This window comes from Streptomyces fildesensis, from assembly GCF_016107395.1.
GTDB lineage: Bacteria > Actinomycetota > Actinomycetes > Streptomycetales > Streptomycetaceae > Actinacidiphila > Actinacidiphila fildesensis.
On record NZ_JAAIKO010000319.1, the window covers coordinates 1 to 254 of the forward strand.

The window sequence follows — 254 nt, forward strand, 5'->3', positions numbered from 1 at the left end:
GCTTGCAGATATGTCGATTCTTGTTCCAGAGATGGGTTCGTGATCAAAGCGTCACACCAGCAGATTTCCCATGAAAAAAATCACAGATCATTATTATTAAGGAATGGCGGAGATGATGAAGGTGGTTCTTGTTCAAGAAGGCAAACTTTTTTCTCCGATCTGGGTTTCATGGAATTACAGAAAAGAAGAACCAGGCTTCTTTCTTTGGTGGAAGAGGTGGATAGAAGATACGGGCATTATTGCGAGAAAATGAG

The 254-nt window shown here is 41.3% G+C and carries 1 protein-coding gene; it reads left to right on the forward strand.

The annotated features are described in order from the left end of the window. Nucleotides 1-39: 39 nt before the first annotated feature. Nucleotides 40-254: hypothetical protein (locus C6N31_RS43065; RefSeq protein WP_198359739.1), on the forward strand; the 215-nt coding region annotated here is incomplete at its 3' end.